Origin of the sequence: Streptomyces sp. NPDC048275, from assembly GCF_040652275.1 — a bacterium.
In the GTDB taxonomy this organism is placed as follows: Bacteria; Actinomycetota; Actinomycetes; order Streptomycetales; family Streptomycetaceae; genus Streptomyces.
Window position 1 is genome coordinate 1 of record NZ_JBEZLR010000053.1, and the last position, 23,554, is coordinate 23,554.

The 23,554-nt window shown below is 70.2% G+C and carries 20 protein-coding genes, 1 other RNA gene and 4 pseudogenes; 9 read left to right on the forward strand and 16 right to left on the reverse strand.

The genetic code is table 11. The annotated features are described in order from the left end of the window. The first annotated feature begins 804 nt into the window (after positions 1-804). The 3 genes and pseudogenes from AB0D57_RS27605 to AB0D57_RS27615 form a co-directional block, all read left to right on the forward strand. Positions 805-1,266 (forward strand): hypothetical protein, encoded by a 462-nt coding sequence (locus AB0D57_RS27605; RefSeq protein ID WP_362078464.1) that lies wholly within the window; start codon positions 805-807, stop codon positions 1,264-1,266. 455 nt (positions 1,267-1,721) lie between these two features. Next, a complete protein-coding gene (locus AB0D57_RS27610) occupies positions 1,722-2,444 on the forward strand; it encodes an alpha/beta hydrolase (RefSeq protein ID WP_362078467.1) in 723 nt (240 codons plus the stop codon). 200 nt (positions 2,445-2,644) lie between these two features. Further along, positions 2,645-3,007, forward strand: a pseudogene (locus AB0D57_RS27615) (ATP-binding protein); the annotation flags it as partial. A 330-nt stretch (positions 3,008-3,337) separates the two neighbouring features. Here AB0D57_RS27615 and AB0D57_RS27620 read toward each other — a convergent pair. Together AB0D57_RS27620 and AB0D57_RS27625 are read right to left on the reverse strand one after the other, a co-directional pair. Beyond that, positions 3,338-3,535 carry a DUF397 domain-containing protein gene (locus tag AB0D57_RS27620; RefSeq protein ID WP_362078470.1) on the reverse strand — a complete coding sequence of 66 codons (198 nt, stop codon included), beginning with the start codon at positions 3,533-3,535 and terminating at the stop codon, positions 3,338-3,340. Further along, on the reverse strand, positions 3,532-4,386 hold the full coding sequence (locus tag AB0D57_RS27625) for a helix-turn-helix transcriptional regulator (protein ID WP_362078473.1): 855 nt from the start codon (positions 4,384-4,386) through the stop codon (positions 3,532-3,534). Before AB0D57_RS27625 ends, AB0D57_RS27620 begins: the two co-directional genes overlap by 4 nt. A gap of 141 nt (positions 4,387-4,527) precedes the next feature. Here AB0D57_RS27625 and AB0D57_RS27630 point away from each other — a divergent pair, with 141 nt between their 5' ends. Together AB0D57_RS27630 and AB0D57_RS27635 are read left to right on the forward strand one after the other, a co-directional pair. Next, on the forward strand, positions 4,528-5,073 hold the full coding sequence (locus AB0D57_RS27630; protein ID WP_362078476.1) for an ATP-binding protein: 546 nt from the start codon (positions 4,528-4,530) through the stop codon (positions 5,071-5,073). 178 nt (positions 5,074-5,251) lie between these two features. Further along, positions 5,252-5,749, forward strand: a complete 498-nt coding sequence (locus tag AB0D57_RS27635; RefSeq protein WP_362078479.1) for an NUDIX domain-containing protein — start codon at positions 5,252-5,254, stop codon at positions 5,747-5,749. A 142-nt stretch (positions 5,750-5,891) separates the two neighbouring features. On the opposite strand, the gene AB0D57_RS27640 is transcribed toward AB0D57_RS27635, so the two are convergent. The 9 genes and pseudogenes from AB0D57_RS27640 to AB0D57_RS27680 all read right to left on the reverse strand — a co-directional run bounded on the left by AB0D57_RS27640 (position 5,892) and on the right by AB0D57_RS27680 (position 14,557). After that, a complete protein-coding gene (locus tag AB0D57_RS27640; RefSeq protein WP_362078482.1) occupies positions 5,892-6,935 on the reverse strand; it encodes a tetratricopeptide repeat protein in 1,044 nt (347 codons plus the stop codon). A gap of 126 nt (positions 6,936-7,061) precedes the next feature. Continuing rightward, complete coding sequence (locus tag AB0D57_RS27645) at positions 7,062-8,132, reverse strand: NB-ARC domain-containing protein (protein ID WP_362078485.1); 1,071 nt, start codon at positions 8,130-8,132, stop codon at positions 7,062-7,064. Positions 8,133-8,313: 181 nt separating this feature from the next. Further along, positions 8,314-8,937: a DUF6879 family protein gene (locus AB0D57_RS27650; protein ID WP_362078488.1), complete on the reverse strand. Its 624-nt coding sequence runs from the start codon at positions 8,935-8,937 to the stop codon at positions 8,314-8,316. Then, positions 8,930-9,199 carry a hypothetical protein gene (locus tag AB0D57_RS27655; RefSeq protein ID WP_362078628.1) on the reverse strand — a complete coding sequence of 90 codons (270 nt, stop codon included), beginning with the start codon at positions 9,197-9,199 and terminating at the stop codon, positions 8,930-8,932. The genes AB0D57_RS27650 and AB0D57_RS27655 overlap by 8 nt, the downstream gene beginning before the upstream one ends. Positions 9,200-10,156: 957 nt before the next feature. Then, an RNA gene (gene rnpB / locus AB0D57_RS27660) (RNase P RNA component class A) lies at positions 10,157-10,566 on the reverse strand. Between the two features lie 64 nt (positions 10,567-10,630). Next, positions 10,631-11,458, reverse strand: a pseudogene (locus AB0D57_RS27665) (EamA family transporter); the annotation flags it as partial. A 19-nt stretch (positions 11,459-11,477) separates the two neighbouring features. After that, positions 11,478-12,391 (reverse strand): annotated as a pseudogene (locus tag AB0D57_RS27670) (AraC family transcriptional regulator). 21 nt (positions 12,392-12,412) lie between these two features. Next, complete coding sequence (locus tag AB0D57_RS27675) at positions 12,413-12,991, reverse strand: Uma2 family endonuclease (protein WP_362078491.1); 579 nt, start codon at positions 12,989-12,991, stop codon at positions 12,413-12,415. Between the two features lie 129 nt (positions 12,992-13,120). Next, on the reverse strand, positions 13,121-14,557 hold the full coding sequence (locus AB0D57_RS27680) for an RNB domain-containing ribonuclease (protein WP_362078494.1): 1,437 nt from the start codon (positions 14,555-14,557) through the stop codon (positions 13,121-13,123). Positions 14,558-14,883: 326 nt separating this feature from the next. On the opposite strand from AB0D57_RS27680, the gene yaaA reads away from it, so the two are divergent. Both yaaA and eda read left to right on the forward strand, forming a co-directional pair. Continuing rightward, entirely contained in the window at positions 14,884-15,684 is an 801-nt protein-coding gene (gene yaaA, locus AB0D57_RS27685) for a peroxide stress protein YaaA (protein WP_362078497.1), read from the forward strand. Between the two features lie 76 nt (positions 15,685-15,760). Next, on the forward strand, positions 15,761-16,417 hold the full coding sequence (gene eda, locus AB0D57_RS27690) for a bifunctional 4-hydroxy-2-oxoglutarate aldolase/2-dehydro-3-deoxy-phosphogluconate aldolase (protein ID WP_362078500.1): 657 nt from the start codon (positions 15,761-15,763) through the stop codon (positions 16,415-16,417). Positions 16,418-16,467: 50 nt separating this feature from the next. Here eda and AB0D57_RS27695 read toward each other — a convergent pair whose 3' ends face one another. Genes AB0D57_RS27695 through AB0D57_RS27705 form a run of 3 tightly spaced genes read right to left on the reverse strand, consistent with a single transcriptional unit; the run spans position 16,468 to position 19,400 of the window. After that, positions 16,468-17,796: a bifunctional RNase H/acid phosphatase gene (locus AB0D57_RS27695; protein ID WP_362078503.1), complete on the reverse strand. Its 1,329-nt coding sequence runs from the start codon at positions 17,794-17,796 to the stop codon at positions 16,468-16,470. Between the two features lie 12 nt (positions 17,797-17,808). Further along, positions 17,809-18,552, reverse strand: coding sequence for a C4-type zinc ribbon domain-containing protein (locus AB0D57_RS27700; RefSeq protein ID WP_362078631.1), 744 nt, complete (start codon positions 18,550-18,552; stop codon positions 17,809-17,811). Then, positions 18,549-19,400, reverse strand: a complete 852-nt coding sequence (locus tag AB0D57_RS27705) for a Nif3-like dinuclear metal center hexameric protein (RefSeq protein ID WP_362078506.1) — start codon at positions 19,398-19,400, stop codon at positions 18,549-18,551. Before AB0D57_RS27705 ends, AB0D57_RS27700 begins: the two co-directional genes overlap by 4 nt. A gap of 276 nt (positions 19,401-19,676) precedes the next feature. Here AB0D57_RS27705 and AB0D57_RS27710 point away from each other — a divergent pair. Together AB0D57_RS27710 and AB0D57_RS27715 are read left to right on the forward strand one after the other, a co-directional pair. Beyond that, positions 19,677-20,876, forward strand: a pseudogene (locus AB0D57_RS27710) (hypothetical protein); the annotation flags it as partial. Positions 20,877-21,153: 277 nt separating this feature from the next. After that, positions 21,154-21,342, forward strand: a complete 189-nt coding sequence (locus AB0D57_RS27715; RefSeq protein ID WP_362078509.1) for a hypothetical protein — start codon at positions 21,154-21,156, stop codon at positions 21,340-21,342. A 78-nt stretch (positions 21,343-21,420) separates the two neighbouring features. Here AB0D57_RS27715 and AB0D57_RS27720 read toward each other — a convergent pair whose 3' ends face one another. Then, a complete protein-coding gene (locus AB0D57_RS27720) occupies positions 21,421-22,389 on the reverse strand; it encodes a 3-oxoacyl-ACP reductase (protein WP_362078512.1) in 969 nt (322 codons plus the stop codon). Positions 22,390-22,421: 32 nt separating this feature from the next. Further along, on the reverse strand, positions 22,422-23,498 hold the full coding sequence (locus AB0D57_RS27725; RefSeq protein WP_362078515.1) for a Zn-dependent alcohol dehydrogenase: 1,077 nt from the start codon (positions 23,496-23,498) through the stop codon (positions 22,422-22,424). Between the last annotated feature and the right edge of the window lie 56 nt (positions 23,499-23,554).

The window sequence follows — 23,554 nt, forward strand, 5'->3', positions numbered from 1 at the left end:
GCCCCCAGCTTCACCAGACCGCTGCGACGGCCCGGCGGAGAAGGTCTTTCACCTCCACTCGATTGCATAGCGCTTCGTGGCGCACTCCTTTGACAATCAACTCAGTCCGCCGCAATCAGCTGACCTGGGTGGACTTACTTCGATGTCAAAGGATGGTGGCGGAGGTGCGTGGTGAACGGGAGCCCGGGGCGTACCCGGCCCACCACGGAGGCTCATGGCGGCGGCATCGTCGCAGCTGTACCAGGTCCGGGCCAAACCGTCCCTGGCAGGGCTCCGCTTCCTACGTCCCGGCCTGTATTACACCGTGACCACACAGGCTCGAAGCCCTTAACCACACGGCCTTGGCCTCGATGGGGTGGAGACGGGTCGTGGCGAGGAGTTCGCGGCCCATGGAGCGGCGGGCTTCGGTCCATTGCCACGTCCGGTGGAAGATGAGGCCGCAGCGTCGCACCTCCAGCCACCGGCAGCACCCCGGACGGCCGGCGTCGGGCGCAGCCGGTACGGCAGCCCGGAGCTCGGCGGCGCGCTGCTCCGACAGGTGTTGTCTGGTGCGGTCGCGGGCTCGCTCGGCTGTCGCGATCGCGACGTCCTTCGCCATCGCAAACGCGTCGAGAGGACCGGTGAGTGGAGCGCGGCGTCTTTCGCTGTCCCGCCGTCGTCGGTCGGCCATGGACAGGGAGCCGCCGAGGGACCGCGCGGCCACGTCAAGGTCCTTTGCCGTGTTCCTGAGGTGTAGGCAACAGTGTGGTGACGGTCACACCTAATCGCGTGTCACATGTGAGGGTAGGTCACGGTCCTATGGCCATGGGAAAGATTGTGACACGACGGGTACTTCTCGGTTTTCTGGTTCTCGCATGCCTGGGTCATGTGTGGGCCTACTTCGCGCCCGAGCTTTGGTATGAGACATTTCCTCACATTGGTCGGCCTTGGCAGCCTCTCCTCGGCCCGTACAACGAGCATCTGGTCACGGACATGGCCGCGTTGTACATGGCCCTTTTGGTGGTGACAGCCGCGGCCTGGCGTTTTGCCGACAGCGACCGGTACGTCATCACGGTCGGCGCGGGTTGGCTTGTCTTCTGCGTCTTCCATCTGCTCTACCACCTGCAGCACCTGAGCATGTTCACCTCGGGTGAACGCATCGCGCTTGTGAGCCTGCTTTCTTCATTGACGCTGGTCTCCGCCGCACTGCTGGCGCCGTCGCCCACCGGGAAGGCAGGCTCGCGCTCCGGCACGAGCGATGTTTTGCCCGGGGCGAAAAGCCAGTAGCGGAGCGGGAAGGATCGAGGGGTACCGCTTCCGAGGTCACGGCGTTCGAGTTGCGCGAAAGCCTCCCGAACCCGAACCCGAACCTGCAGCCGCACGTCGCAGGGCGTTCCTGGGCGCCGTGAACCGGGTCGGCAGCGTGACGCCGTTGCCTCCCCGGGTTCATAGGGACCGACAGGCGGAGGGGGCCTGATCAGCTGGTGTCCTCGAGCCCCATGAGGACGGAGTACGCGGACTCGGCCTGCCGGGCCGGAGCGGCGCCGGGGCGTGCGTGGAGGCTCCGCAAAACCCGTTGGCGGACCACGGCGACCACTGCTAGCTTTCCGGAGGCCGTGCGAGAGAACGAGGAGGTGGTACCCGTGAACGCAGTATCGACATGGGTGCTCCCCTCCGGGGTCACGGTCGGGCGATAGGTCGTCCGGGAGCGCCGTTCAAGCGCACTCCCGAAAGGCACGACCATGCACTTCACTTCCGAACAGCGCCTCGACGACGGCGTCCTCGAACGCGAATTCACCCTCGGCGAGATCCCCGGCACCCTGTGGACGCCTGAACCCGCCACACCGGCCCCGCTGATCCTGATGGCCCACAACAACGGCCTGCCCAAGAGGGAACCCCGGCTGGTGGCCCGGGCCCGGCACTCCGCGGCGCACGGCTACGCGGTGGCCACGATCGACGCCGCCGGGTGCGGTGACCGGCCCCGTTCCGCCGCCGACGAGCAGGCCCGCGCCGACCTCCGCCGGGCGATGCAGGCCGGCGAGCCGGTCGACGACATCTTCGAGTCCTTCATCGGCCCGCTGGTCGAAAAGGCGGTCCCGGATTGGCGGACCACCCTGGACGCCCTCCTTTCGCTGCCCGAGATCGGCGGCCCGGTCGGGTACTCGGGGTGGACCGCCGTCGGCATCCGGCTGGCGGTGGCCGAGCCGCGCATCGCGGCCGCCGGTTTCTTCGCCGGGGGTTACGTGCCCCGCGCCCAGCGCGAGGAGGCCCGGCAGGTCACCATTCCGCTGCTGCTCCTGCTGCAGTGGGACGACGAAGGGAACCCCCGGCAGCGCGCCCTGGACCTGTTCGACGCCTTCGGCACCAAGGAGAAGACGCTGCACGCCAATCTGGGCGGGCACACCGGCACCCCGTGGTTCGAGGCGGACGACGGGAACCGGTTCTTCGGCCGGCACCTGAAGTGAGACCGGGCCGTCAGGCCGACAGCAGACGGTAGGCGGTGCCGGCCGGGATGCCGCTCATCGAGGACAGACGCCCTCAGCCGAGCCGAGCCAAACCCCGCCCATCCCCTCCTCGTGATCCACCTGCTGACCTAGGATGGCGAGCACCATCTCAGCGGCCCGACGGGCTTCCTGATCCGCCTGCGCGGCGGACACCGGAGGACATGCCCCCACCCGCACGAGTCTTCTTCGTGCTGCCTGGGGGCTTTTCCTTGCTGTTCCGTGAGTCCGCGGCGTCCGTGGCCGCCCGCATCCTCGAAGGGTCGCTGGCGCTGCATCTGACCGAGAACTTCCGTCACCAGCATGGCCGGAGGCCCACGCAGGCGGAGATACGTTCCTGGGAGCGCAGCCTCCCCGCGCTCGTCAACGCCCTCATCGAGGCCGGTCTCGACGACGTCGAAGTCCTGGTCGAGTACAGCCTGCCCCTCACCAGCAAGCGCGCGGACGCCATACTCGCCGGCGTGCACCCGACGACGGGTGAACCGTCGTACGTCGTCGTGGAGCTGAAGCAGTGGAGCACGGCCTACCCGGAGCCGGTTTCGGCCAGGTCGGCTGTGTCTACACCGCGCAGGCTGGTTGAGGTGGGGCAGATGACCAACACCGCGGCAAACCGCTTCAGGAGGAGCAGGGCTTCGAAGAAACGGGGACAGTCCAAACGCTTCCACCGATCCCGGAGCGGTTCACTCTGCGAGCGCAACGTTGGTCTGGTTGGCGTGGACCTGCGCACGCGGCTCCGGAGGCGGTGACCGCGTTCGCGCGACGGGCAGTCACGGTGCGCCCCAACTGCTGGTAATCGGCTGACCTGCCGACATATAGAGGAGCTTCGAACCGCTCGCTCGTAGCCCCTCGTTGTTGCGTCAGAGCCCTGCCGCGAAGTCCACGAACGCGGCCCACTCCGAGCTCCGGAAGGCGAGGGGGTCGCGGGCGGGATCCTTGGAGTCGCGGACGTGGATGGTGCCGGGCGTTGCGGCGACCTCCAGGCATTCGCCGCCCTCGTTACCGCTGTAGCTGCTCTTGAACCAGGCGAGGCGCGCGCATTCTGCGGTGTTCATCATTCCCCCAGCAAATCCTCCATCAGGTCCAAGGACTCCCTTGGCGTGAGCGCCTGGGCCCTGATGCTGCCGTACCGTGCGGCCAGGATACGTACTTCCTCGACGTCCGTGATCAGTCGGCTGCTGTTCTGCGCCTCCGTGTATCCCACCTGCGCCCTCCCCTTCGGGATGAGGAGGACGAAGGCACCACCCATTCCAGCGTGCTCCACCCGGTCCGTCGGCATCACCTGAAGTTCCACATTGCGCAGTCGACCGAACTTGATCAGCCGCTCCAACTGCTCCTTGTGGACATCCGGACCGCCGATGGGCCGTCGCAGTACCACTTCCTCGATGACTGCCGTCACCATGGGAAGAGGCCAACGCGTCAGGATCTCTTGCCGGTCCATCCGGGAGGCCACCCGCTGCTCGATGATGTCCTCGCTCAGAAGCGGCTTACGCATCTCGTAGAGGGCGCGGGTCCGCCGCTGGGTCTGCAACAGGCCGGGAACATCATGGTTGTTGTAGAAGTTGATCTCAACCGTGTCCCGCTCCAGCCGCGCGTAATCTCTGAACCAAGCCGGATGCCTCACCCTCGCCTTCGCCTTGGCCTTCTCCACGTCCTCGATCGTGGCCTTCAACAGCCCACCGGCATCCAGCAGTTCATCCGCCGTCTCCAGGAACTCCCGCTGCGGAGTCCGTCTCCCCCGCTCCAGCGAGGAGACCAGATCCTCGCTGTATCCGAGCCGGTCCCCCAGCTCCTTCTGCGTGAGCCCGGCCCGCTCCCGAAGTACCTTGACCTGCTTGCCGATCGCACGGTTCAGGTCGCTGGCCTGCTCGCCGTCGTCGTACGTCTCCTGCGACTCCGTCACCGTCATCCCAACACCCGCCTTGCCGTCCCGCACCCCACCAGGTCACGGCCGACACCCCGTACAGGACACCGTCCGTACCGGTACACGCACCCTGCGTACCGAAGGATTCCCTGGTCAGGGTAGAGCGAGGCGGCCACGCTCAGTGACATGAAGTCAGAAATCTCCACCCGGCACTTCAGCCAACTCCTCAGCGCCACTCCTCGTGGGGCCCGCCTTGCTCGGCTGCTGGCTGTGCAACAGCTCACCGAGTGGGACTGGCCGCCCAGCTGCGAGGTGAGTGAGTCCGCCGCGCTGGTCGTCGCCGAGTTGGCGGCGAACGCGGTCGCGCACGGACGCGTGAAGGGACGCGGGTTCCGGCTCACGCTCACCGTCGGGGCCTCGGACACGCTCCGTATCGAAGTGGCCGACCCACGAGGGGATCGCCGGCCCCTGGCCCTTCGTACCGCGAGCCCCACCGACGAGACGGGGCGCGGGCTCCTCCTCGTCGACGCGCTGACGGCCCGGTGGGGCACTGAGCCATGGCCGCCGTCCGGCAAGGTCGTGTGGGCGGAGATCGGTCTGCCGCACCCTGTACTCGCTGCTTCCGCATCCGGTGCTCAGCCCTCTCGCGGACACGTTCACGGAACTCCCGGGGACTCCCAGGCAGAAGCGGCAACCGCGCACGTACGGGAAAAGGCCCCGAGCAGGCCATAAGACCTGTTCAGAGCCTAGAAGGCAGACGAGGCGGGCCCATACGCCGCGTTCTGCCCCGCTCAGGGCGCGACGTAGATCGTCGATCGTGTTGCGTTCCGCGAGTTTCCCTGTGATGCGGATCAGTCGCTGCTGGTGCTCGTGGGGCCGTGCTGTCAGTGGGGGCTGAGATCGTGCCTCCGTGCGCGAACTGGTTGAGCATGTCGATGAGCATGACCGCGTGTTGGGGGTCGTCGAGCGAGACGAGGCGGTGCGCGAGAACTGGCCGCATCGCATTGCAGCAACGATCTGCCGTGACCGCGAGGGGCGAACCTTGGTGCTGCGACGGGCCGAGACGCTGTCCCGGTTCCCGGGCTACTACGACGTGATGGTCGGCGGCGCCGTGGACGTGGGCGAGTCGTATGAGGAAGCAGCGGCCCGGGAGCTGTCCGAAGAGCTGGACGTTCGTGTGCCGGTGCGCTTTATGTTCAAGTTCCTCTGCCGGGAGGGGATCAGCCCCATATGGATTGGGGTGCATGAGGCTGTCGTGACGGAACCCCTGGTCCCGGACCCGGGCGAGCTCGCCTGGCAGGGCTGGCTGACCATGGCCGAATTGTGCAAGGTCATCGATCGGTGGCTTTTCGTTCCAGGAGGACGGGAAGCTCTGCGCCGATATCTGGAGCCTGGGTCCGGCAACTGAAGAGCGTCTCCCCGGCAATCCGTCGATGTCAGTGGCGGGTTCCAAGTGGTCCGAGGGCGGCGCAAGCCCGGGGCGGGACGCCGAACGGATGACGCGCGATCACCGGGGTTTGGTGGCGTCGTTGGCCTCATCAGCGACGGCGTCAACCGGCAGCTCGGGTCAGCAACGCTTCTATGCGGGAGCGGATGGACGTGGCCCGGGGGTCGGTATAGGGGGTCAGGTGGGTCAGGGCCTCGATCCAGTGGCCACGGGCAGTCTCGGGGTCCTCCGGGTGAACGGCTGCGGCCAGGTGGTCGAGTTCCAGGGCGAGCTGCCAGGTGTCCCCCAGGTCGCGGTGAACGGCCGCGGCCTGGCGGTGGAAGGTGGTGGCCTCGCCGTGGCGGTCCATCGCGGCATACGTCTGGCCCGTGCCGCGCCAGGCCAGGGCTTCGCGGCTGCGGTCGCCGAGGCGTCGGTGGAGCATGGCGGAGCGCTGGTAGGAGGTCAGGGCGTCGCCGTGCTGGGCGGCGGTGCGCTGGATGTCGCCGAGGGTGAGGAGCCAGAAGCCTTCCCGGGTGTGGTCGCGGAGGGCGAGCGCGATGTCGAGCGCCTCGTCGATGGATCGCCGGGCGGCATCCGTGTCGCCCTCTTCAAGTCGCAGGGCGGCTGTGATCCGAAGGAGGTTGCCTTCTCCGCCACGATTGGCCAGGGCCCGGTGCGCGGCAAGCGCCTCGTCGATGACCGAGGCGGCCTCGGGCAGGTGGCCGGCGCTCAGGCGAGTGCTGGCGATGTTGGACAGTGCGGTGGCGGTTCGTTGAACATTTCCCAGGTCTCGGAAGACGGACATGGCCTGCCCGAAATGCGCGTCCGCCAAGTCGAGTTCGCGCTGTCGTAGATGAATCAGGCCCATGAGGTTGAGGGCCTGGGCCTCGTCGAACCAGCTCTGTGAGCTGCGAGCCAACGTGACGGCTCGCTCCAGAGCGTCCAGGCCCTCGGAGAAATTGTTCAGAGCCCTGTGGGCGATGCCCGTGTTGATGAGCAGCCGTGTCTGCGCTCTCTGGTCCTCTCGTCTTGTCGCTGCCTCCAGTCCAATTCGACCGAGTTCCAGCCAGTCCCGCTCCGACGAGGAGGCGGGACGTGCGAACCACAGGATGGTGGCCAACTGCCAAGCCGTCTCGTCCATTCCGTTTCGGGCGGCGTCGCGCACGACGGGGAGGAAGTTGCCCTGTTCCCGTTCGGACCAGTCGACGGCGGCGTTGTAGTCGGTGAAGACGAGGGGCGTGACTTCCGGCAGGGGTCCAGGCAGTGGCAGGTGGTCCTCTGACGGATAGAGTCACGTCTGGGCGGCGTCGGCGGCGTGGACGTACCAGCTCAGGACGCGTCGTCGCGCAGCTTGCCTTTGGTCGGACGACTCCTCTGCCTGCGCAAGGTCGGTGGCGTACGCGCGTAAGAGGTCGTGGAACTGGAACCGGTCCGGAGCGGTCTGCTCCAACAGGTGGGCCCCGACCAGATCGTCGAGTAGCTGGCGTGTTCGGCTGAGTGTGACTTCGCCGAGGGCGGCGGCAACGGGGAGGCTGAACGCCGCTCCAGGGTGCAGGCCAAGGAGGCGGAAGAGGCGGGCCGAGTGCGTGGGTAGAGCGCGGTAGGACCAGGTGAAGACCGAACGGATGGCTTCGGCCTCATCATCGATGCCGGTGCTGAGGGCGTCCCAGAGGGCGGACTCGTCACGCAGATCGCTGATGAGATCGTCGAGTCGCATGTGCGGGCGGCTGGCGGCCCGTTCGGCGGCGATCCGCAGGGCAAGCGGCAGACGGGCGCACAGGTGCGCCAGTTCTGCGAGTTTGTCGCCGTCGTCCTCGGGTCGATAGCCCTTCGTGACCGCGCGCAGCAGAGCGACTGCCTCCGGCTCCGGAAGCGTGCCAAGGGTGATCCTGTGCGCGCCGTCACGCACCGAGAGACCCGCCAGGCGGCTGCGACTGGTGACCACAACGAGGCTGTCTCCTCCGCCGGGGAGCAGCGGCCGGACTTGGCTGACCGTGGCCGCATTGTCCAGGAGGATCAGGACCCGGCGGTCGGCGATCAGTGAGCGGTACATCGCTGCTGCGTCGTCGACGTCTTGGGGAACCTCGGCCGGGGCCACGCCCAGGGCTCGCAGGAAGCGCTGAAGTGCCTGCGCGGCTGTGACCGGTTCTCCGGGATCGTACCCGCGGAGGTTGACGAAGAGCTGGCCGTCGGGGAACTGGTCCTTGACCTGGTGCGCCCAGTGCAGGACCAGCGAGGTTTTGCCCGCGCCCGCCGTGCCGGCCACCACGTGAACGGAGACGACGACGCGCCCGCCGTTTCGGTCGGCGAGCACCGCGTTCAGCTGTCCCAGTTCGTCGGAGCGGTTGACGAAGGTGTTCACGTCGGCTGGGAGCTGGCGTGGGACGGGCCCCGACGGCCCCGAGGCGGCGACCTGGTGGAAGTGGATGTCACCAGTGACGTTCCCGGCCTGTACGACATCGCGAGACGAACCGGAGAGATCGTTCTGCGAGTCTCCGGGTCGCCTGTTGCCCTCTGTAGGCACGTCGATCGATGCGCCCTGGTCAGGCCGCGGGCGGCGGAGGCAGGTCGGCCACGGCACGGTCGAAGTACGCCTGGATGTCCTCCGCAGCCGCGTGCAGTTCCTGCAGATACTCCGCCCAGTTCTTCACGGTGCTGGGATCGGTGAAGCGAATCGCCCCGTCCGGTTGACCGGCATTGGTGTACAGCACACGGTAGAGAACCCGACTGTCCAGAAGGTTCAACTCCGGCAGCAGCGCACCGCCCTCCGCGGCGGCGACCGCGGAAGCAGGCAGAACGCGAATGGATTGCCCGCATTCCGCGTTCAGTCGTAGCCAGTGCAGCTCCCACTGCACATACGGCGTCAGCGGCTCCTCAACCACACGAATACGATGAAAGACCGCCCCGCGCGCCGCCTCATCCCGGGCCTTTCGAACCAAGGCGTCACGCTCGGCCTCGAACAGCCGCAACGCTGCCGGCCAGTCCCCCTGACGCAGCGCCTCCCGGCTGTCGTCGTTCGTCTCCTCGAAGTGCTGCAACCGCTCCAGTTTCCAGGACTCCCCATCGCGGATCGCCACGCGCCGCTCCCGGAAGTCCCGCTTGTAGTCCTCGCGTGTGAGCCGCTCACCCAGCTCGTCCGGGAGGCCAGGAGCGAGGAGATCAAGCATCGGGAATGTCCGCCTTCGCCGCACTCAGCATGTTGCCCGGGATGACGACCAGCCGCTCGTCCGGTCCCAGGTTCACCTCGTCCGGCAGGCACGACCGGTAGTGCGCGGTGAGATCGCGGCCGATCACGGCAACGTCACCGTTGCTCAGCTGCCAGATGTCCGGGCACTCGTCGTCGTCCTTGGAGTTGCCCAGCTCCGCTGCCGACTTACCGAGGCGCTTGACGAATAACGCAGACGGATCGGCTTCCCAAGCGCGGGCCACGACTGCCTCCAGTATCCACGTCATCACTGACAGTGGCCTCAACGATACCGGGCACACCTGGATGCGTACATCAGGAAACCCGCCAGTCCACGCAGCACTCCCCAGCGGACGCGCGGACGTCCTGAGCCACCGCTCAATACCGCACGGGTGCCGAGTCATACGGATGATGGGACGCAACCCCCTGCGTCGACGACATCCGAACCGGGGCCGCCCGGGACGTCGCAAGGGTCAACCGAAGCCTTCAACTCTCCTGCGCAGGCGGAGCTGTAGGACTGTTGAACGTGATGCCAGAGAAGTCCCGACCCTGGATCACCGGACCATACTGGGTACCGCCACTGACTGTGTTGGTCACCGAGCCCTCAACCAACGCTGGAACCTGGCCACGCCACGAGTCCAGCGCGGCAGCGAACTCCGGGTCAGCGGCCGCCCGCGCGGCAAGGGCACCACTCAACGTTTCTGCCCGTGCCGGTTCGCCTGGCGCCTCGCTCAGCGCCACCAACTCGGCCTCCCCGGGTGCCGGGGCTCCCGCCTGGCTGCCGAACGGTCTCCGCACCAACTCACTCAGCGTCGCCCATGCCTGCCGACCCAGCTCGCCCCCGGCCCCGCCTGCCAGCGCCGCCAACACTGCCACCGATACCGGATCCAAGGCCTCTCCTCGACTACACGTTCCCGGTCTCATTTCGACCGACCCACGGTAGAGGCGCAACCATCCTCACCGCAGCCCGAATCTCTGACCCTCTCCAGACGCCGCTCAAATGAGCCGGGTCAGACCACCCTCCGCTGTCCGGGGCAGCAGACCGTACCGCGCCCGAGACGATGCCGCGCAGGGACTTTCAGCGCTGTCCGAGGGACTTCCGAGGGACTTTTCACCGCCTGACACGGCAAGCCCCCGAAAGATCGGAAAGGGCCTCCGGCGCAGGTCAGAGGCCCTTTCCAACGAAAATCCGCAGGTAGCGGCAGACGAGTCGGGCTGTACGCCGGGTTCTGTCGCCCGGTCGCCTCGCGGCGGCCGGGGAGACGGCCATCCATCTAGGGCCGGCGTTGCCGCCGGCCTCGTGCGGTCTACCCGCGGACTCGGGCGGGCAGCCCTCGAACGTCCGCGCAGAAGCACCGAGGTACTTCCTTTTGACCTTGCTCCGGGTGGGGTTTACCTAGCCGCCTGAGTCGCCTCAGGCGCTGGTGGTCTCTTACACCACCGTTTCACCCTTACCGAGGTCCGTACGGATACGGTCCCCGGCGGTCTGTTTTCTGTGGCACTGTCCCGCGGGTCACCCCGGGTGGCCGTTAGCCATCACCCTGCCCTGTGGAGCCCGGACGTTCCTCGGGGAGGTCCACAAGGGCCTCCACGCGGCCGTCCGCCCGGCTCGTCTGCCGTGTGGACCATGGTACCGGGCGCTTGGTGCTCCTCGGGCCGGCTGTCGCCAGTACCGAGCCGGCCAGGATCAGGGTGAAGGCGGCGAGGACGGCGGGGGTCAGGCGTTCGTTCAGGAAGAGGGCTCCCGCGGCCACCGCTACGGCCGGGTTGACGTACGTGATGACCGTCGCCCGCGTCGGGCCCGCCTCCTTGATCAGTTCCAGGAAGGCCACGAAGGCGACGGCGGTGCAGATGACGCCCAGGCCGGCGAGGGAGGCCAGGATCTGTGGGGAGGGGAGCTCGGAGGGGCGGGTGGCCGCGGCCGCGGGGGCGTAGACCAGCGCCGCCAGGGTCAGGCAGGCGGCTGTGAGGTGGAGTGAGGGGACGTCCTTCAGATGGCGCGCCACTATCACCGGTGCCGTCGCGTAGCCGACGACCGTCAGCAGCACCTCGGCGAGTGAGCGGGCGTCGCCGCCGGTCAGGTGCGGGACGGTGAGGACCGCGACGCCGGACAGGCCCAGCGCGAGGCCCGTCATGCGGCGGGCGCCGAGCCGTTCCGTGTCGCCGAGGAGGCGGGCGGCGACGACGCCGACGATCGGCACGCCCGCGATCAGGAGGCCCGCCGTGGAGCTGGAGAGGTGACGCTCGGCGTCCGTCAGGGTCCACCAGGGGACCACGATCTCGATGACCGCGAAGGCCAGCATGGGGCGCCAGTGGGTTCGTACGGTTCGGGTCAGGCCCCCTTGGCGGATCGCGAAGGGGAGCAGGAGTGCGGCGCCCAGCGCGCAGCGCGTGAACACCACCGTCGACGGGGACACTCCGTCCACCGCCACTTTGATCATCAGGTAGGGGATGCCCCAGACCACTCCCATCAGGGAGAACAGGAACCAGCCGCGTGCAGTCATGCGGGCAGTTTCGGACGCCTCAACGGTGGGCGTCTTGAACGCTGTTGCGGTACGCCGCCGGGGTCACCCCCAGCACCCGGCGGAACCAGCGCGTCAGATGCGCCTGGTCCGCGAAGCCCACCAGCCCGGCCACCTCCGCCGGTCGCAGCCCGGACTCCAGCAGTCCGCGGGCCTGGTTCACCCGGTGCTGGGCGAGCCAGGCGTACGGCGGTATCCCCATCGTCGTACGGAAGGCGCGCAGGAGCTGGTAGCGGGACAGGCCGAAGTCGGTGGCGAGGGAGGCGAGGGACGGGGGTGCCTGGAGTTCGTCGGCGAGGCGGTCGCGTACGGCGTGGGCGATCTGCGCCCCTCCCGGGACCGTGTCGCACGCCGGGCGGGCCGTGGAGTGGCGGCGGGCGAGGGCGGTGAGCAGCCAAGGGAGGCGGGACTCGGCTTCTGGGGGCACCTCCCAGGCCCTTAAGGCACTGGGGGAGGGTCGGGGCAGGCGCTGAGTTGGGTGTGCGCGGCGCGCAGGGCGGCGGCCAGGTCCGGGTCGTCGAGGAGGGCGTCGCGGAAGTACGGGACGCCGCCGAGGATGCCCTCGGTGAGCAGGGACGGCTCGGCGTACAGGGCCCGGTAGGAGAAGCCGTCGCAGGTGGCCGGGCCACCGGTGTGCATTTCGCCGGGGGCCAGTACGACGATCGAGCCGAAACCGGTGCGGATGCGGCCGCCCCGGTAGTCGATGAGCTCGGAGCCGCCGACGGAGACGCCGATGGTGAACTCCTCGTGGGCGTGCGGCGCGTAGCGGTGCTGGTCGAAGCGGGCGGTCAGCAGGTCGACGGGACGGCCGTCACGTCCAAGGGTGGCCCGGGTCCAGCGGGCCTCTTCGCGTACGGGCACGGGCGCCTCCCTCGAAGCTCTCAGGGGTGCAACACCTGAGGCCCCCGCTTCCATACCGCCGCCGGGTCCGGGCTGCTACAAGAAGTCTGTCGTGTCCAGGTCGAAGGCAAACGGCTCCGGGAGAGCGAGTGACTTGCCGAAGGGAAGCGTGCAGAGCTGCCGGTAGTCGTCCTTCTCGGGGTCACTGAAGAGCGTCAGTGAGGAGGCGTCGCGGTCGATGAGCAGGTAGAGCGGGATGCCGCCGCGCGCGTAGCTGTGGCGCTTGACCTCTCGGTCGGCCTCTGGCTTGGTGAACGTGACTTCGACGACCATGGCGACGCCCTCGCAGGGCATCCAGGCGTCGGCGCTCCGGAAGAGGCGCAGGTGCGTGGGTGCGAAGGTCGCGTCCGGGATCGCATGGTTCTTCGGGCAGGCGCCTCCGCTCTTCAACGTCAGCCCCTTGTTCCCGGAGACGTCCATGTCGGTCCGGGACCGCCTGATCACCTGCTTCACGATCAGATTGATGTGGTCCTCGTGGTCCCCGTCCGGCGGCGGCGTCACGACGATCTCCCCCTCGATCAGTTCCGCCCGGAAACCCTCCGGGGTGCCCAGGGCGAGAAAGCCCTCCAGCAGGACCTCCGCCTGCGTGAGCGGCTCGGGTGCCATGGCAGTCATGTCACGCCCCTCCTTCGGTCGATCGCCAGACTGGGACATCGGGGGATCACCCGTCCATGAGATCGGGAACTGTTCCCTCGATCGTGGCACCACGATCAAGGGTGCCGTCAGGGTCGGCCCGCCGGGCACTCACGCCGGCGCGAACTGCACCTTCGCCGTTCCCGGATCGGCCTGCGTGAGCCGTACCCGCAGCCGTTCCCCCAGCGGCAGCGGGGCCGTGCCGCCCGCGATCCGCGCGAACACCGCCGGTGACTCCAACTGCACCGTCCCGACGGTGGGTTCACGCTCGTGTACGTCCACCACGCACCCCTCGAAGAGGTCGCCGACCCGGTCCTTGAGCAGCGCGGCCTCGATGATGTCGACGCACTCGCGCTCGACGGTGCCCGCGCGCCGGCTGCCGTCGGCCATCTCCTTGGGCAGCGCGTCGAGGGCGGTGAGGACCCAGTCGGGGGGCGCCTGGTCCGCGGCGGCGGCGAGGCAGATCTCCGAGGCGTAGCGGTCGGCGAGGCGGCGCAGCGGGGCAGTGCAGTGGGCGTAGGGCGCGGCGACCGCCGCGTGCGAGGTGACCTCCGGGAGCAGGCCGTCGCGGAAGACCGTGTAGCCCGCGCCGCGCAGCAGCGTCGTGCACTCCTGGAGGAAGGCCGCGTAGTGCGGCACATGGGGGTCGAGGGCGCGGACGAGTTGCGCGTACGAGACGTGGTGGGGCCAGTCGATGCGCAGGGCCTTCGCGGTTCGGCGCAGTCGGCCCACCGCGCCGTCCGGGGCGGCGGGCAGGGTGCGCAGTACGCCGGTGCCGTGGGCGAGCATCAGCTCGGCCGCCGCCATCCCGGTGAGCAGGGAGATCTGCGCGTTCCAGGCGTCGGCGGGGAGCGGGGCGCGGTAGACGAGTTCGTAGGTGTCCTCGCGCTCGACGATCTCCTGCTCGGGGACGTCGAGCGAGATGCCGCCGCGCTCCACCTCCAGCTGCTCCCGCAGCTCCCCGATGTCCTTGAGGAGGGCGAGCGGCGCCTCCGCCGTCCCTTCGTCGATCTGCTTCTGCGCGTGCCGGTAGTCGAGCTTGGCGCGGCTGCGTACGAGGGCCCGGCGTACGTCGGTGGCGACCGCGCGACCGTGCTCGTCGAGGTCGATCGTCCACAGGACGGCCGGGCAGGTCTGGTCGGGGAGGAGGCTGGCGCTGCCTTCGGAGAGCCGGGTCGGGTGGAGGGGGATCTTCCCGTCGGGGAAGTAGAGGGTGGTCACGCGGCGGTGGGCCTCGGCGTCCAGCGCGCCGCCGGGTGCCACGAAGGCGGCGACGTCGGCGATGGCGTACCGGACGCGGTAGCCGCCGTTCCGGGCGTGCCGGGAGAGGTGCATCGCCTGGTCGAGGTCGTTGGACGTCGGCGGGTCGATGGTGAAGAAGGGGATGTCCGTCGCGTCGTAGGCGGGCAGGCGGGGTGGCCGGGCGGCCTCGGCGAGTACGTCGGGCGGGAAGCTCTCGGGCACACCGAGCTCGGTTCGCAGTGCGCGCAGGGCGGCCCGCAGGGGAGCCTCCGGGGCGCCGGTGACGCGCATGTGGCGGCGGGGCATAGGCCGAGCGTAGGTCGCGCTCCTCGGGGCGGCACCCTGAGCGCCTTGAGGCCGGGCGGGCAGCGCTCTCGGGCCCGGGCGTCAGCTCCTCGGGCCGGGCGGGGAGCACTCTCGGACCGGGCGTCAGCTCCTCGGGCCGGGCGGGGAGCACTCTCGGACCGGGCGTCAGCCCCTCGGGCCGGGGCGGGCAGCGCTCTCACCCGAGGGCGCGGGCAGCGCTCTCGGCCCCGCCGTCCGCCCCTCGGCCCGGGCGGCCAGCGCCTTCGGGTCGAGTGGGCACCCCTTAGGCTGGCGCAGGGCCACACCACCGTTAGGAGAACCACACCGTGCTCGTGCTGCTGCCTCCCTCCGAGGGCAAGGCCCCCTCCGGCCGCGGAACCGCGCTGAAGCCGGAGTCGCTGTCCCTGCCCGGGCTCGCCGAGGCACGTCATGCGGTCCTCGACGAGCTGGTCGAGCTGTGCGCCGGCGACGAGGAGAAGGCCCGTGAGGTGCTCGGGCTGAGCGAGGGGCTGCGCGGCGAGATCGCCAAGAACACGGAGCTGCGGACCGCGGGCGCGCGCCCGGCCGGGGAGATCTACACGGGGGTCCTGTACGACGCCCTGGACCTCGCCTCGCTGGACGCGGCCGCCAAACGGCGCGCGGGCCGTTCGCTGCTGGTGTTCTCGGGGCTGTGGGGGGCGGTCCGGGTGACGGACCGTATCCCGTCGTACCGCTGCTCGATGGGCGTCAAGCTGCCCGGGCTCGGGGCGCTGGGCGCGCACTGGCGTACGCCGATGGCCACCGCTATCCCCGAGGCGGCCGGTGACGGGCTGGTGCTCGATCTGCGGTCCTCGGCGTACGGGGCCGCGTGGAAGCCCCAGGGTGAGATCGCCGGGCGGACGGCGACGGTGCGGGTGCTGCACTCGCAGTTCGTGAACGGGGTCGAGAAGCGGTCCGTCGTCAGCCACTTCAACAAGGCGACGAAGGGGAAGATCGTGCGCAGTCTGCTCACCGCGGGCGCGGCGCCGAAGGATCCGGCCGGGCTCCTGGAGGCGCTGCGGGACCTCGGGTACGTGGTGGAGGCGCAGGCTCCGGGCAAGGCGGGCAGGCCGTGGGCGCTGGATGTGGTGGTGACGGAGGTCCACTGACCTCTTGAGGCGGCATGCGTTGCAGCATGCGCAACGCCCTTTGCGCATGCTGCACACCCCGGGCAGGATGCGGAGCATGACTTCGCCGCTGCCCACGTCCACACCCATGTCCCCGTCCGCCTCCGTGCTGGATCTCGCGCCCGTCATGCCGGTCGCCGTGCTCACGGACGCCGCGGATGCCGTGCCGCTGGCACGGGCGCTGGTCGCGGGCGGGCTGCCCGCCATCGAGGTGACCCTGCGTACGGGCGCCGCGCTGGACGCGATCCGGGCGATCGCGGCGGAGGTGCCGGACGCGGTGGTCGGCGCGGGCACCGTCCTGTCGCCGGAGCAGGTGGACCAGTGTGTGGCCGCCGGGGCCCGTTTTCTGGTCAGCCCGGGCTGGACGGACGTACTGCTCACCGCCATGAAGGCGTCCGGGGTGCCGTTCCTGCCGGGGGTGTCCACGACGTCGGAGGTGGTGGCACTGCTGGAGCGCGGGGTACGGGAGATGAAGTTCTTCCCGGCTCAGGCGGCGGGCGGGACGGCGTATCTCAGGTCGCTGGCCGGACCGCTTCCGCAGGCACGGTTCTGCCCGACGGGGGGCATCAGCCCCACCTGCGCGCCGGAGTATCTGGCCCTGCCCAACGTCGGGTGCGTGGGCGGGAGTTGGATGCTCCCCGACGACGCCATCGCCGCGCGGGACTGGGGGCGGATCGAGGCCCTGGCGCGAGCGGCGGCGGCGCTGCGCAACTGAGCGCCCGGGCGACCGGCCGCCCGGGCGGCTGGGCGGCTGGGCGGCTGGGCTCAGCGCAGGTGGGATGTGTCGTTGAAGAGGCGCAGGCTCGCGTTGCCGTCCGCGTAGTACGCCACCGCCGACAGGGACGCAGCGGAGAGCTCCATGCGGAACAGGGACTCCGGCGGGGCGCCGATCGCGAGGCGTACGAGCGACTTGATCGGGCCGACGTGGGTGACGAGGAGGACGGTGCGGCCCGCGTACGCGGCGATGAGCTTGTCGCGGGTGGTGGCGATACGGCGGGCGGTCGCCGCGAAGCTCTCGCCGCCGCCGGTCGGCTCCGCCTTCGGGGAGGCGAGCCAGGCGTTCAGATCGTCCGGGTAGCGCTCCCGCGCCTCGCCGAACGTCAGCCCCTCCCAGGCGCCGAAGTCCGTCTCGCGCAGCCCGTCCTCGACGACCACGTCGAGCCCGAGGCGGGCGGCGACGGCCCCCGCGGTCTCCCTGGTCCGGGTCAGCGGCGACGACACGATCGCCTGGATCGTCCCGCGCGCGGCCAGTGCCGTGGCGACCCGCTCGGCCTGTTGCCGGCCTACGTCCGACAGCGACGGATCGCTTCCGCCGCTGCCCGAGAAGCGCTTCTGGGGGGTGAGGGGGGTCTCGCCGTGGCGCAGCAGTACGAAGGTGGTGGGGGCGCCGAGGTCGGGGGGTGCGCCCCAGCCCACGGTCGGTGTGGTCGTGGCCACGTTCTGCGCGGCCCGTGCATCGGCTACGTCGTTTTCGGAAGCCGTCAGGCTGCGGGTCCGTGGGGGCTGGTCGCGCCCACGCGGCGGAGCCGCAGATGTCACAGCCCCGCGCCCCTCGCGGGGCTCTCCAGGACCCGGCGCCTTCAGCGCCGCCCGCGCCTTTGCCGCGCCTGCCGCCGCGTCCCCGGGCACACGTCTCGGCTCGGTGTCCAGCTCCGCCGTCGACCCCGACAGCGACCACTGCTCGCCGCGCTTACCGGCGTCCATCGCCTCGTTGGCCAGCCGGTCCGCGTGCTTGTTCTGCTCGCGTGGGATCCACTCGTAGGTGACCTGGGTGGGCGGGTAGACGCGGGAGGCCTCCGCCGCGAGCGGCTTCATGTCGGGGTGTTTGATCTTCCAGCGGCCCGACATCTGCTCGACGACGAGCTTGGAGTCCATCCGGACCCGGACCCTGGCGGTCGGGTCCAGTTCGTGGGCCGCGCGAAGGCCGGCCACCAGGCCCCGGTACTCGGCGACATTGTTGGTGGCGATGCCGATGTACTCGGCGGCCTCCGCCAGCGTCTCCCCCGTGGCCGCGTCGATGACCACGGAGCCGTACCCCGCGGGCCCCGGGTTGCCCCGGGAACCGCCGTCGGCCTCGACGATGAACTCCCGCACGCGACAAGCCCCTTACAGGCCGGACTCGGACGTGCGCACCAGGATGCGGCGGCAGTTCTCGCAGCGCAGCACCGTGTCCGGGGAGGCCGCCTTCACCTCGTTGACCTCGGTGATGTTGAGCTCCAGGCGGCAGCCCTCGCAGCGGCGCTGGTAGAGCTTGGCCGCACCGACGCCGCCCTGCTGCTGGCGCAGCTTGTCGTAGAGCTTCAGCAGGTCGGCGGGGACGGTGGCCGCGATGACCTCGCGCTCCTTGGTCACGGACGCCGTCTCGCCGTCGAGGGACTCGAACGCGGCATCCCGCCGGCCCGTGGCGTCGTCGATCTTCGACTGTACGGAGGAGACCCGCTCGGTCAGCTCGGCGACCCGCTCCTGCGCGGACTCGCGGCGCTCCATGACCTCGAGGACGACGTCCTCCAGGTCGCCCTGCCGCTTGGCGAGGGAGGTGATCTCGCGCTGGAGGTTCTCCAGGTCCTTGGGGGACGACACGGCACCCGAGTCGAGGCGCTTCTGGTCGCGGGCGGCGCGCTGGCGCACCTGGTCGACGTCCTGCTCCGCCTTGATCTGCTCGCGGGCGCAGTCGCTCTCCTCGGTCGTCGCGGCGACGAGCAGGTCACGCAGCTGCGTGAGGTCCTTGTTCAGCGACTCGATCTCGGCGTGCTCGGGAAGCGACCTCCGCTTGTGCGCGAGCTGCTGCAGGCGTACGTCGAGGTCCTGGACGTCGAGAAGACGGATCTGGTCAGCGGGCGCGGCGTTCAGTTGGGGGCTCCTGCAGGTGTGATGGTGGAGGCCGCGTGGGCGGTCCAGGGGTCGGTGACCGCCTTCGAGACGTGGACCCTGAGGTCCCATCGCTGGCGGTCGGAAATCTCGTCGAGCTGGGCGGCGGCCAGCTCGCACCAGGGCCATTCGGTGGCCCAGTGCGCCGCGTCGAGCAGCGCGAGAGGACTGTGGGCGCGGGCCTCGGATGCCGGGTGGTGGCGCAGGTCCGCGGTGAGGAAGGCGTCGACGCCCGCGGCGCGCACGTCGTCGAAGAGGCCGTCGCCGGAGCCGCCGCTGACGGCCACGGTCCGCACCAGCGCGTCGGGGTCGCCCGCGACGCGGATGCCCTGCGCGGTCGCCGGCAGCCGCTCGGCGGCGCGCGCGGCGAGTTCACGGACGGTCAGCGGGTGGTCCAGCTCACAGACGCGGCCGAGGCCGCGGCGGCCGTCCGGGTCGGTCGGGTCCGGCACCAGGGGGCGTACGACGCGCAGGTCGAGCGCGCCCGCGAGGGCGTCCGAGACTCCCGGATCGGCGCGGTCGGCGTTGGTGTGCGCGACGTGCAGCGCGATGTCGTTCTTGATCAGGGTGTGGACGACCCGGCCCTTGAAGGTGTCGGCCGCGACCGTCGTCGTGCCGCGCAGATAGAGCGGGTGGTGGGTGACCAGCAGGTCGGCGCCCAGCTTCATCGCCTCTTCGACGATGTCCTGGACCGGGTCGACGGCGAACAGGACGCGCGTGACCTCCTGGTCCGGGTCGCCGCAGACCGTGCCGACCGCGTCCCATCCCTCGGCCCTCTCGGGGGGCCAGAGGGCGTCGAGCGCGGCGATGACTTCAGACAGACGGGGCACGAGCAAAGGCTACCTGGCTGTGCTTTGCGGCTAAACCGCCGCCGCTCTCGCGGATGTGGTCGGCCGCCGTCGTGGTTGCTCAATTGATGGTTGCGGTGATCTTCGTGGAGGAATCGGAACCGTCCGCCGTCGGCTGCTCTCCGCCCCGCCCAGCACATCCGCCCCCGTTCCCTCAGGCGAATCGCGATTTGGCCACCCTTATGTGTGACGCCGCAGCCCGTCGGTCCCACGTCTGTGCGTGCGAAAACTAGCTTCGTGGCCGGAGGTGACCGAACGATGACGGCCTGTGCGACCCAGCGCGCGGCGGATCACGAGCGGGAGCGGGCCGCCCGCCCCGCGTGCGTGATCACCGCGGACGGAGCCTACGCGGCACGCCTCGCGCTCGACGGCTTGTCCTGGTTCCCGGAGCGTTGGACGCTGGACGGCCCCGAGCCGTACGCCGTGCCGCTGCCGTCCCACCAGCCGGAGGAGCCCGGTACCGAGGTGCTCCCGATGGCCGACGGGCGGGTGCTGATCCACCGCCTGGCGGGCACCAGGCACGCCTTCTCGCTGCTGTACCCGACCGGGCCGGGCACCGGCGAACTGCCGCTCGGCGCGGTGGAGTGCCCGGACGAGGGCACCGAACTGCGGCTGCTGCCGCCCGCGCCGGACGGCGAGAGCGCGTACGCCCTCGCCGTGGGCCAGGCATCCACGGCGGTGTGGCTGGTGGCGGGCGGCGCCTTCGGTCCCGAGCACCTGGCCGAGCTGCCGGGCCGCTGCACGGGCGGCGTATGGCTGGACGGCACCGGACGCCTGCTGGCCCTGGACCGCTGTCAGGGCGGCCGGACCAAGACGGTGGTCGTCGACCTGGAGCGCGGCGGCGAGATGTCGCCGCTGCTGCAGATCTCCGAGGACAGCAACGACCGGCTGCTGCTCGCGGACGCCGACAGCGGGCTGCTGCTGATCCGCTCGGACGCGCCGTCACCGGGGCACGAGCGGGTGGGCTGGGGCGTGCTGGGGAGCACGCTGCCGGTCCGTTTCCCGGAGTGCCTGCACGCGACGGACTGTGTGGTGACGCCGTTCGCGATCCAGCCGGGGCAGGTGCTGACGCCGGAGAGCTGCGCGGTGGCCCTGCGCATCGACGGCCCGGCCGGCACCTGGGTGGGCGTGTGGCGGCCCGCCGAGCGCCACGTCCACCATCTCCCGGCGCCCGAGGGGTGGTTGGCGGGCACCGGCCTGTGGACCAGGGAGGGGGCGCTCCATCTGCCGTACGCGACGGGGGCGGTGCCGTGCGGCCTGGCGAGGGTGGAGGCGCCCGCGGGGGCGGCGACGGGGGCCGTGACGGGGGACGCGGACCTCGGCGATCCGCGTCCCCCGGAGCAGGTCACCGCTCGCCCCGAGCTGGTCGCCGCGCGCCGGGAACTGGTCGCCGCTCGCCCGGAACCGGTCGCCGCTCGCCCCGTACCGCTCCAACAGGCGCCTTTGAAGGGACGGCTCCTGCCTCCGGCCCGTCGGGCCATCGAGGACGGGGCCGTCCCGGGCAATCCGGGGGGCTGGGAGCGGGTCCCTCAGACCAATCCGGGGGTTTGGGTGCGGGTCCCCCAGGCCGATCGAGGGGGCTGGGAGCGGGTCCTCCAGGGGACGGGACCGGGCAGGGGCAGCGAGGGCGGCGGGGGCGAGGAGAAGCCGCCCGCCCGCAGCCCTGTCGTGACCACCGGTTAGACTCCCCCGGCTGCAAAGTTAGGATCTTGTTAAACGGGGTGAAGACATTCACATGAACAGCGCCAGCACCATGGAACCGCCGGTCGCCGACACCCAGGAGGCCGCGGGTCACGGCAAGCACCGGGGGCCGGTCTCCGGTCAGGACAACCCGGTCTCCGGTCAGGACTACGAGGCGACCCCTCATGGCCGTCACCGCAAGCCGTCCGGCCAGCCCTCCGGCCAGCCGGACACGTCGGCCTGACAGTACGTCCGACCGCACCAGCGATACGGCCCCACTCCCCCAAGAAGGCGAGCGGGGCCGTTCTCTGTAGACGCGTCCTCAGCCGGGAGAGCCCTCCCGAGCGTGCTTGAGTGCCAGCACCTCCGCTGCCGCGAACGTCTCGCCGCGCGGGCGCTGCGCGTAGTGCGGGGTGAGCAGCCCGTCGAGTTCGTCGTAGGTGAAGGCGTCCTGCTTGGTGTCGAACTTGGCGGCCACCCGTGGCCGTTCGACGATCGCGACCATACCGCCGTGTACGACGAGCAGCTGTCCGTTGACGTGCGCGGCCGCGGGTGAGGCCAAGTAGCCGACGAGCGGGGCGACATGCTCGGGCGCGAGCGGATCCAGTCCCTCGTCGAGCCCCCCGTCGGGCTCCGCGAAACCGGCGAACACATCCTCCGTCATCCGGGTCCGGGCGCGTGGGCAGATGACGTTCGCCGTCACGCCGTACTTCGCGAGGGCGAGGGCGGTCGAGGTCGTCAGGCCGACGATCCCGCCTTTCGCCGCGGCGTAGTTGGGCTGTCCCGCCGAGCCCGCGAGGTACGCCTCCGACGAGGTGTTCACGATCCGCCCGTACACCGGCCCGTCCGCCGCCTTGGACCGCGCCCGCCAGTGCGCGGAGGCGAAGTGGGTCGTGTTGAAGTGGCCTTTCAGATGGACCTTGATGACCGAGTCCCACTCGCCCTCGGACATCGAGAAGATCATCCGGTCGCGCAGGATGCCCGCGTTGTTGACCAGGATGTCGAGTTTCCCGAACTCGTCCACCGCCAACTGGACGAGTGCGCGGGCCTGTTCGTGGTCGGAGACGTCCCCGGTATGGGCGACGGCGCGGCCGCCCGCGGCACGGATCTCGGCGGCGGCCTGCTCGGCGGGCGTGGCGGACGCCTCGCCGGAGCCGTCCCGCCCGGGCTGCCCGTAGTCGTTGACGACGACGGCCGCGCCGAGCCGGCCCAGTTCCAGTGCCTCGGCCCGGCCGAGTCCGCGGCCCGCGCCGGTGACGATCGCGGTGAGCCCCTCAAGTGGCAGTGACATCAAGGACCCTTCCGGTCAGGAGAGTTGGCGGATCACATCTCGATGCACGTACGCAGCGCGACACCCGTCCGCATCTGGTCGAGGGCCTCGTTGATCCCGGCCAGCGGCACCCGGTGGGTGATCAGGCTCTCCAGGTCGATGCGGCCCGCGCGCCACAGGGCGACGGTCCGCTCGTACGAACGCAGGACGTCGCCGCCGCCGTACATCGAGGGCAGGATCCGCTTCTCGTCGAAGAACAGCTCGAACATGTTGAGCTGGAGAAAGTCGTCCATGGCGCCCACGCCGACGATGACCAGGGTGCCGCCACGGCGGGTGTTCTCGTAGGCGGTGCGGGCGGTGGCGGAGCGGCCGACGACCTCGAAGACGTAGTCGAAGCCCTCGCCGCCGGTGATCTGCTGCTTGGCGTCGGGCAGCTCGTCCGGCGAAACCGCCTTCGTGGCACCGAACTTGAGCGCGGCCTCGCGGCGCGAGTCGACCGGGTCGACGGCGACGATCTCGGCGGCGCCCTTGAGCCGCGCGCCCTGGATCGCGGAGATGCCGACGCCGCCGCAGCCGATCACGGCGACCGACGAACCGGCTTCCACGTCCGCGGTGTTGAGCGCGGCGCCGAGTCCGGTGGTGACCCCGCAGCCGATGAGGGCCGCGATGTCGAAGGGCACGTCGTCCGGGATCGGTACGGCGGAGGCCGCGTCGACCACCACCTCTTCCGTGAAGGTTCCGGTCCCGGCGAAGCCGAAGACATCTCCGGCGGGCCGCTTGAAGTTGGGTGTGCCGGCGTTCATGAACCCGGCCAGGCACAGCTGGCTCTGGCCGCGCTTGCAGGCCGGACAGGAGCCGCAGGCCGGCAGCCAGCAGACGACGACCCGGTCACCGGGCTTGAGGTGGGTGACGCCTTCGCCGACCTCGAGGATCTCGCCCGCGCCCTCGTGACCGGGCACGAACGGCGCGGGCTGCGGCAGCACGCCACTCATCGCGGACAGGTCCGAGTGGCACAGCCCCGTGGCCCGTACCCGGATCCGCACCCTGCCCGGCCCGAAGCCCACCGCCTCGATGTCGTCGACGACGTCGAGCTTGTCCTGACCTATCTCGTGCTGTACGGCTGCGCGCATGGTGCGGCTCCCCTCGGAAATCCCCTCGGACGTACTCGTAGTACTCGTAGTACTCG